The organism is Candidatus Hydrogenedens sp. (genome assembly GCA_035378955.1).
Taxonomy (GTDB): domain Bacteria; phylum Hydrogenedentota; class Hydrogenedentia; order Hydrogenedentales; family Hydrogenedentaceae; genus Hydrogenedens.
Genome location: DAOSUS010000117.1, coordinates 1 through 6,413, shown reverse-complemented (window position 1 = coordinate 6,413; position 6,413 = coordinate 1). Strand labels below are relative to the sequence as shown.

The window sequence follows — 6,413 nt, the reverse complement described above, 5'->3', positions numbered from 1 at the left end:
GAGCCTTTCCATATAAACTTAATAGAATGGTATGTCAGTAATAAATTCCAGAAAAGGAACTCAAATAAAGATTTTTGTATTTTGATTTAAGATTATGTTTTGATGAATAAACTTTAATGTTATAATGATAATGATAAACAAATAATTTAAGGTGAGAAAATGAGACATATAACTCTGCAACTAATAATGGAATATTTAGAAAGATTTGGCTGGAAGAATTACGAAGCGGTAAATGAACCTTCGGAACAAGAAGGGATTATTTATACGGGTTGGAGAGCTTCCGAAAATAGTCCCGTTTACATGTTAAGCATTGACCCTATGATAGAAAAAAAATGTATTTCGTTCCGCACACAAAGCCTATTACAGGCTCCTTATAGAGATATCCCTAAGGATTGCCTGCTGGATTTATTACTGGCTTTGCATTGGATTAATTTCCGTATCATCGTCGGCAAATTTTCATACGAACCTGTGCGAGGAGAAGTCCGCTTTTCCATAGATTTACCGATAGATGAAAATACCTTATCCTACGCCCAATTTGTGCATTCATTAGGTTTGATTGTAGAGATTGTTGAAACTTATGTTCCGTTAATTAAGAAAATAAAAGAGGGCGAACTCACAGCAGAAAAGTTTATACAGCATGACCTTCGAGGGGAAGTTTTATTAGAGAAACAGAACCTAAGTCAAAGTTTAAAGGATTTATTAAAAGGGTTGGGTAGAATTAGCTGGAACTAAATAAAAAACATTACTATAGATTAAAAATATCTCTTTACTATACATCCTATTGCAGATTTAAAAATTATAGACAAATTATTGAAATATAAAAAAAATAATAAAAAAGTCGCTTATCGAAAATACGAAAGTTCAAGTATAGCAAAAGTTTATAAAAAAGGTATTGACAAATTTTTATTTTTAGTGTATAATTTCATTTCCTTTATATCCAATCCTAAAATAACTTGTAATCCTTAAAAACCAGACAAGGAGATAAAAATGACACTTCGTTTTTCAACTACACTTGGGATTTTTGACACAGTATATGATGATTATTGTAAGGAAGGTTATCGTGAACCTATCAAATTTACAGAAGCACTGGCAATTATTCCTAAACTGAAGAGTATTGGAGCGGTAGAAATTCGTCAAACAGATGTTACCAATGACCTTCCTGTAAAGACACTAAAAAGAATGCTTAAAGATTATGATATTGCTTGTTCCGCGGTATCCGTTGATTATTCAGAAAGCAGAAAATATGCATTGGGAGCATTAGGTCATCAACATCCGAAAATGCGTAGCACAGCCATTGATGAAGGTCGTAAGGCGGTAGATATTGCACGAGGGCTTGGGACCACAGAAGTTGTTCTCCGTTTATATACAGACGGTTCCGATTATCCTTTCCATGTAGATTATTTAAATCAATGGAACACGATAATATCTTCTGTGAAAACAATCGCCAAATATGCTTCCCCAGATATTAATGTGTCCATTTTATACAAATCCCGCAACCCCCGTAAATATATAACTGTCTCTTCTGCAGGTAGAGCTCTTGCGATGTGTCAGGAAATTGCCATGAAAAATATCGGTGTCGCTTTAAGTTTTTCCAATTCCATGATAGCAGGAGAAATTCCCGCAGAATCTATAGCCCATATTTCCCGTGCAGGAAAATTGTTTCAGGTATATTTGAACGACACCTGTCTTCTATCAGATGATATGCTTGTTCCTGGTGGTTATCATTTATGGGAATTGTTAGAGACTCTATTCTATTTAAGAACGACAAAATATAAAGGTTATATAAATCTAGACCTACGCGCCAGTCGGATGGAACCCATATATGCATTACAAATTGCCATTGGGAATATAATGATATTAGACAAAAAACTTGAGAAGTTAGATATTACCGAGTTACGCAAGGCACAAAGAACTTTAGACGCAACAGAAAGTCAAAAGATTATCCGCAGAGTTATGTTAATTTAAAACCATTTTCCCGACACATAGGAGAAACTTTTTCAGGGAGAGATAATCTCCCTGAATTTTTTTATCAGGATTCGAAAAAGAAAAATCCCCATAGTCTTATCCGCTGAAGAAGTGAAATTTGGGCTCCTTTTAAATTGGCTCCTTCAATGTTGGAACCCGATAAATTTACACCGATAAGATTGGCTTTTTCAAGGTTAGCCCCTGTAAGGTCTGTTTTTTGTAAATGAGCATGATTATAACTCGCTTCGCTGGAATGGACATGTTTTAATATTGCCGCACTCAGATTGGCGCCGGATAAATCTGCTTCAATAAGTACAGATTCATGAAGATTGGCTGCCGATAAATTGGCTCCGACTAATTTTGCTTTTCGAAAATCTGCATGAGGTAAACAGGCTTGTTTTAAATTAGCGTATGTAAGGTCAGCACCGGAAAATTTTGCAGAATTGGCAATGACTTCCCGCAAATCAGCCCCTTTAAGTCTACCAGCACTAAAATCCGCATCTTTTAAATTGGCACCTCTTAAAATCGCATCATAAAGTTTACATCGAAACAAAACACAACTCATCAAATCTGCATGTATCAAACGAGCCTTTTTCATACTGCAATCGGTTAAATTGGCATGGCGAAGAATTGCCTTCGTTAGATTTGCTTCAGAGAGATTGGCATCCGTTAGGTCTACAGAGATAAGATTGGCTCCCTCCAAATCAGCCCCTTCTAAATTTGCCCGTATTAACCTTGCCCCCATCAGACAGGCGCCTTTCAGGTTGGTAAACCGTAAATCGGCTCCCATCATATCCGCCTTTGTTAAATCCAGCCCTTCAAGATTAAAATGGGGCAATGTTATACCCGTAAGGTCAAGGTTTACATGCGGATTTAACGCACGCCAACGGGCAATTGCCTCTTGTCCTTGTTTTACTATTTCTACATGAGAAACATTTGCCATAATATTTATTCTTATAAATTATGCGACCAATATTCCAATATAATTATACAAATACTTATAATAAAAATCAATATTATTAGAATATTTTTTTAATATTATTAATAATATTAACAATTGATAAATACGCCTCCTTTTCTCTGTTCTTAATATTGAAATTTCGTATGTCTTTTGTTAATACTTGTAAATCTCTTTTTTAAAAAATGGAAGCATTAATCGTTATTTCGATAAAATATAAAACTTGTAATATAAAATGAATAAAGGAGTTTTATCATGGGTGAAGTAACAATATGCTGGCAGGAAGCAAAAAAGTATTCGGAGATTTTTTATCACAAAGCCGAAGGAATAGCAAAGATTACTATCAATCGTCCTAATCGTCGAAACGCCTTTACTCCGATTACTCTGGATGAAATTAGTGATGCTCTCGCCGATGCACGATTTGACCCTCAGATAGGAGTAATTATCCTCACTGGAGAAGGGGATAAAGCATTTTGTTCCGGTGGAGACCAGAAATACCGTGGAGAAGCAGGATATATAGACCCACGCACAGGACATCATCGTTTGAATGTTCTTGATTTATACCGCCAGATACGAACCTGTCCGAAGCCTGTTATAGCCATGGTTGCAGGTTATGCCATAGGCGGTGGAAATATTTTAGCGATGGTTTGTGATTTGACCATTGCCGCTGATAATGCTATATTTGGACAAACAGGACCCAAAGTGGGCTCTTTTGATGCAGGTTATGGTTCCGCCCATTTAGCGAGAATTGTAGGACAGAAAAAAGCAAGGGAAATATGGTTCTTATGCAAGCAATATAATGCTCAGGAAGCATTGCAAATGGGGCTGATAAATACAGTAGTACCTCTGGAAGAATTAGAAGCAACCACGGTGGCATGGTGTCGCCAGATTTTGAAAATGTCTCCGATTGCTCTTCGCTGTATCAAGGCGGCAATGAATGCAGATGAAGATGGACAGGCGGGATTAACCGAATTAGCCGGCAACGCTACTATGCTTTTTTATATGACCGAAGAGGGACAGGAAGGTCGTAATGCCTTCCTCGAAAAAAGAGACCCCGATTTTTCAAAGTTTCCACGAAAGCCCTAAGATTAAACCTTTTACTTGCTTGAAATTATTATTATGTCAACAGAAAAACCTTCCATTTTAAAAGTTTTATTTTTAACTGCACGCCCTAAAACATTAGGGGCAAGCATTGCTCCCGTCATAATGGGAACTGCCCTTGCTATTGGAGATGGACATTTCCATGCAATTTCTGCTATGTGTGCCTTATTCGGTGCCATATTGTTACAGATATTATCCAATTACGCTAACGATTACTTCGATTTTCTGAAAGGGGCTGACCGCGAAAATCGTGTAGGTCCAACACGAGCAACCAGTGCAGGTTGGCTTACTCAAAAACAAATGCAGTTCGCATTGGCTATTATTGTGCTTATATCTTTATTCCCCGGAGGCTATTTAATTTATCGGGGCGGTTTGCCCATTTTAATCATTGGTGCCGTTTCATTAATACTTGCCTTTGCTTACACCGCAGGACCGATACCTCTAGGCTATCTAGGATTGGGCGATTTATTTGTGTTCCTATTCTTTGGTCCTGTCGCAGTCATGGGAACGGAGTATGTCCAGTCTTTTCAAATCTCATTACACGGACTTTTAACAGGAATTTCTGCAGGATGTTTCTCTGTGGCCATCCTTACAGTGAACAATTATCGTGATGTTGAAAGCGATGTCCTTGTTGGCAAACGAACACTTGCCGTCCGTTTCGGTAAAAAATTTGCTCAAATCGAGTACATAACAATGCTTCTTGTAAGTGTTCTTATCATTCCTTCTCTTCTGGCGTTTGCAAAATTTGGACAGACAGATATTCTGTTCCTAATTGTGCTAATAATTCCTGCCATATTTCTGATGAGGTCTATGGTTCGACTGAAAGGCAGTGAGTTAAACTTACTATTAGCTAATACAGCAAAATTACTGTTAATATATAGCATCCTTTTTTCTGTGCTGTGGATTATATAATGACAAAACCCGTGTATATTCGAAAATTCTCTATTTACCGTTATGAAATACCATTGAAAACAGAAGTTTTTATTCGCGGTGTTCCATTTTCCTACAAACAAGGACTGGTCATAAACTTTGAGGATGCTGAAGGAAACAAATCATGGGGAGAGATTTCTCTTTTACCACCAACAGAAGAAAAAATAAATAGATGTATAGGCTGGATAGAAAAAAACTTCAAATATTTTTTAGGCGAGATTGATTTGTCTTTTCTGGATAAATCCCCAGAGATAAAATTTGCCACTGGGAGTGCTATTGATTATCTAAATTTTAATACAGATAATTTATCGGACATTTCTATACAAGTAAATGCACTTCTTGCAGGTAAGTTCAAATCTATCCTTGAAGAAGCAGAAAGAAAAAAGAAACAGGGCTATTCCATTTTCAAAATAAAATTAGGCGAACATTCCCTAATAACGGCAAGAGATTTACTAACCGAAGTAAGACAAATTATCGGAAGCGAGGCACAAATCGTTTTAGACTTAAACCGACAATGGACATTAAATCAGACACTAAACCTCATAGAACAAATTTCAGATAAAGGGATTTTATATATCGAGGACCCTGTTAAAACAGCAAAAGAATTGCCAAACTACCTTGATTTATCACCTATCAAAGCAGGGATTGATGAATTCCTTGAAAAGTGGAATATTGAATTAGAAGATATATGCAAAAATTATTTAGAGAAAATAGTCTTTGTTATTAAACCCTCCATACTTTACGGAAAAGAAGTATGGCAAAAAATAGGGGAATACAAATCCACCATGAAAGTTTTTACATCCGCATGGGAAACGGGCATCGGATTACGAGGAATATTAAATTTAATCTTCAAAAAAAGAATGAATATAGAATTCGTTGGCCTGGACACCTACTCCTATTTTAAATACGACATAGCAAAACCTCTCCTTCCAATGAATTTCCCCAAAATAAGCCCCCATACACTCAAAGAACCCTTCTCAATCATCCAGGGAGCATTAGAAAAAATCCATTCCCGAGAAATATGAATTACTATATTAACTTACAAGGATTATAAATACTTTAAAGCAATCATCAAATTAAATTTACAGAAACAATAATAGACAAAATAAGTCCATAAACAAACTCCTCTTTCCACCCCACCCCATAGCCAACCCCTCATTTTCCATATAAAATAATAAACAGGGCATGCGGGGTTTCTTATCCCCTGTCTGCCCTGTTTCGTTCAAATACCAACAGTTAAGATAGCTCTACTATTTCCGTTTCTTATCCATTCCGCTCATCAATAAGATAAGAAAACCAAACAACACAAAGTCCATTAAATACTTCCACCATTCATCTTCACCTAATGATTTGCCACCAAAACATCCACATCCTTTGCCTGTTCCTCCTCCTCCTTCACCTTCTCCTTCGTGGGTACCTTCAACAACGCCTTCCAGTGTGCCTTCAACAACGCCTTCCA

General features: G+C 36.8%; 7 protein-coding genes. 5 read left to right on the top strand and 2 right to left on the bottom strand.

Going from position 1 to position 6,413, the window contains the following annotated elements; all coding sequences use genetic code 11:
• Nucleotides 1-159: 159 nt before the first annotated feature.
• Complete coding sequence (locus tag PLA12_14190) at nt 160-732, top strand: hypothetical protein (GenBank protein ID HOQ33638.1); 573 nt, start codon at nt 160-162, stop codon at nt 730-732.
• Nucleotides 733-987: 255 nt separating this feature from the next.
• A complete protein-coding gene (locus PLA12_14185; protein HOQ33637.1) occupies nt 988-1,965 on the top strand; it encodes a TIM barrel protein in 978 nt (325 codons plus the stop codon).
• A 64-nt stretch (nt 1,966-2,029) separates the two neighbouring features.
• On the opposite strand, the gene PLA12_14180 is transcribed toward PLA12_14185, so the two are convergent.
• Nucleotides 2,030-2,908, bottom strand: coding sequence for a pentapeptide repeat-containing protein (locus PLA12_14180; GenBank protein ID HOQ33636.1), 879 nt, complete (start codon nt 2,906-2,908; stop codon nt 2,030-2,032).
• A gap of 270 nt (nt 2,909-3,178) precedes the next feature.
• On the opposite strand from PLA12_14180, the gene menB reads away from it, so the two are divergent.
• From menB to PLA12_14165, 3 genes are read left to right on the top strand one after another with little or no spacing between them, the layout of a single operon-like run.
• The gene (gene menB, locus PLA12_14175) at nt 3,179-4,009 is read left to right on the top strand and encodes a 1,4-dihydroxy-2-naphthoyl-CoA synthase (GenBank protein ID HOQ33635.1); all 831 of its coding nucleotides are present in this window, start codon (nt 3,179-3,181) and stop codon (nt 4,007-4,009) included.
• A 33-nt stretch (nt 4,010-4,042) separates the two neighbouring features.
• Nucleotides 4,043-4,936, top strand: coding sequence for a 1,4-dihydroxy-2-naphthoate polyprenyltransferase (locus PLA12_14170; GenBank protein ID HOQ33634.1), 894 nt, complete (start codon nt 4,043-4,045; stop codon nt 4,934-4,936).
• A complete protein-coding gene (locus tag PLA12_14165) occupies nt 4,936-5,979 on the top strand; it encodes an enolase C-terminal domain-like protein (protein ID HOQ33633.1) in 1,044 nt (347 codons plus the stop codon). The genes PLA12_14170 and PLA12_14165 overlap by 1 nt, the downstream gene beginning before the upstream one ends.
• A 225-nt stretch (nt 5,980-6,204) precedes the next feature.
• Here PLA12_14165 and PLA12_14160 read toward each other — a convergent pair.
• On the bottom strand, nt 6,205-6,413 hold a 209-nt coding region (locus PLA12_14160; GenBank protein HOQ33632.1), incomplete at its 5' end, for a hypothetical protein.